Source organism: Azohydromonas sediminis, from assembly GCF_003574675.1.
In the GTDB taxonomy this organism is placed as follows: domain Bacteria; phylum Pseudomonadota; class Gammaproteobacteria; order Burkholderiales; family Burkholderiaceae_C; genus Calidifontimicrobium; species Calidifontimicrobium sediminis.
In genome coordinates this window covers 1-2,180 of sequence record NZ_QOAZ01000077.1, presented here as the reverse complement: position 1 = coordinate 2,180, position 2,180 = coordinate 1, and the positions used below count along the sequence as shown (strand labels likewise).

Annotated in this window: 1 protein-coding gene and 2 pseudogenes; all 3 read right to left on the bottom strand. The window is 64.1% G+C overall.

Annotated elements, in window-relative coordinates:
* Window positions 1-157 precede the first annotated feature (157 nt).
* A complete protein-coding gene (locus tag DRV96_RS18475) occupies window positions 158-1,036 on the bottom strand; it encodes a PEP-CTERM sorting domain-containing protein (protein WP_210757102.1) in 879 nt (292 codons plus the stop codon).
* A gap of 585 nt (window positions 1,037-1,621) precedes the next feature.
* A pseudogene (locus DRV96_RS17650) lies at window positions 1,622-1,942 on the bottom strand (ATP-binding protein); the annotation flags it as partial.
* A gap of 13 nt (window positions 1,943-1,955) precedes the next feature.
* Window positions 1,956-2,180 (bottom strand): annotated as a pseudogene (locus tag DRV96_RS17645) (hypothetical protein); the annotation flags it as partial.

Sequence of the window (2,180 nt, the reverse complement as noted above, 5' to 3'; positions counted from 1 at the left end):
ACGATCAGGACCGTCATCTTCCTGATCGCCGGCAAGCTCGACTTCCGCGCGCTCAACCCTCATGCCCCGCAACCCACTTGAAATTCAACAGAGCCAAAAGAAAAGAGCCCTGCATCTCTGCAGGGCTCTCTGTGACGCCGGGACGGTGCCCGGAGGCTTACTCAGCCGTCCCGCCCTTGCGCCGACGGGCAAGCCCGAGCGCCAAGGCACCGAACCCGAGCAGAGCGAGCGTCCCCGGCTCCGGAATGACCTTCACGTTGAAGTCAGCGGAGCCCGTGCCTTCGATCGACGTCAACTTCATCGTCTTCTTGAAGAAGTCGAGCACGTTCACGCTAGGGTCCTCCGGACCCACGCCAGCGCCAATCGCCGCAAACAGCACCGAATTGGCAAACGCGCTTGCTGCTGTTGGGGTCACCGATCCGTTGAGGAAGTAGTTGACGACACTCGTCGAGCCCGTCACGTCGACCATGCCCAAGACAGGCGGCAGGCCAAGGGAGACCACAACCGCAAGTGCGTTCGTGTCGAAGTACGGTGCCGCTTCGCCGCCGGTGACGTCGAGTGCGGTGAAGCCTGAGAGCAGATTCGCGGACAAGGTGCCACCGACGGTCGTGTTCACGATGTCGATGAAGAACGACCCCGCCAGCGTCAGGAACGGCGTTGGAAACTCGCTGTCCGTCGCCGTGGCGGCATTGTTGATGTTGAAGTTCGGCGTACCGTCCGAGTAGAGCGTCACGGTGCCGCCCGTGAAGATCAGGCGGTTGATCGAACTGTTCGGCTCGTCGAGAAAGAAGCCGCTGAAGCTGTAGGTCAGCTCTCGTCCCGCCGGGATGAGGATTGCGTTGTTGTTGAAGCTAGAAACGAGCCCGAACCCAGTCAGCTGCCCGGTGTTCAGGTTGAGATCCTGCCGGAACGACCCCGAATCCACCTCGATGATGGCGTCGGTGACCGGAATGCCCTGAACGACGGCCGCACTTGCCGGTGCAAGTGCGGCCACGGCGAGGGATACCCCCGCAAATACTGCTTTGAACGTGCTCATCGCGCTCTCCTTGAGGCCGACAGACGGGCGGCCGATCCCCGATACGCCCTCAATTGAGCAGATCCTGTGCCAGCATTAAGAAGACTCGATAAATCAAAGGGTTAGCTTCTTTCCAGGGGCGCTGGCGTTGCTCGCGGAAGTCGAGTGTAAATTCTGCCGACGGGCCTCCCTGGGGTGGCCGGCTCCCTCCCGGCCGCACTAAGGAGCAAGGAGTGGGAATTGCTGTCCGCTGGCCAGCCGGCAAGAGACCGATGGACATCGGCAGGCAGAGCGAGTTCAGCAAGGAACCGATCATCGGGCTCCGCAGGCAAGCCGAGGCCGGCATTGCGGGTGCCCGAGATCTGCCGCAACGGGCGGCTTCAGTGACGCGACGCTCAACAAGTGGCGCCCGAAGTTCGACCGCGTGGAGGCGTCCGACGCGCAGCGCCCGCGTGTGCTAGAGGCGGAGATGTCAACGCCGAAGTAAATCTGACCCACTTTGCCGGGTTGTCGCCGAAGTAAATCTGACCCACCCAGGCACGATGGATCGCGCTGCTCGGACGCGCAGGGCGTAGCCCGAAGCGGGCGAGCAGTGCGCGGCGCCGGTCATGCTGCCGGCGTGGTCCTCCTGGTTGTCTGCCCGGCCTTGCGCTTGTCCTTGAGGCGGTAGCTCTCGCCGCTGATCTGCACGATGTGCGCGTGGTGCAGCAGCCGGTCGAGCATCGCCGCGGTCAGCGTCTGGTCGTCGGCGAAGGCGCTGGCCCACTGCGTGAACGGCAGGTTGCTGGTCAGCACCATCGAGCCGCGCTCGTAGCGCTTGGCCACGACGTTGAAGAACAGGTTCGCCTCCTCGCGTCCGAAGGGCAGGTAGCCGATCTCGTCGACCACCAGCAGCTTCGGGCCGAGCACGGCGCGGTTGAAGTAGTCGGACCTGCAAAATTCACGTCAACGCCAGTTGCGGGCGACGACGATGGTCGCCGGCGACGCCGCGCGAGGGCGGCCAGAGCTTGCCGACGTGCCCAGATGCCCCGGCGGCGGCTTGCACAGCGAGCCGGCCGTACAGCGTCAGCACGTTCAGGACCAAGAAAAGGCCGCGCAGCCCCAGGCGCGCGATCGCGCGCAGCAGCCAGCGGATGTTGAAGCCGGCTGCGCACAGCACCGCGTG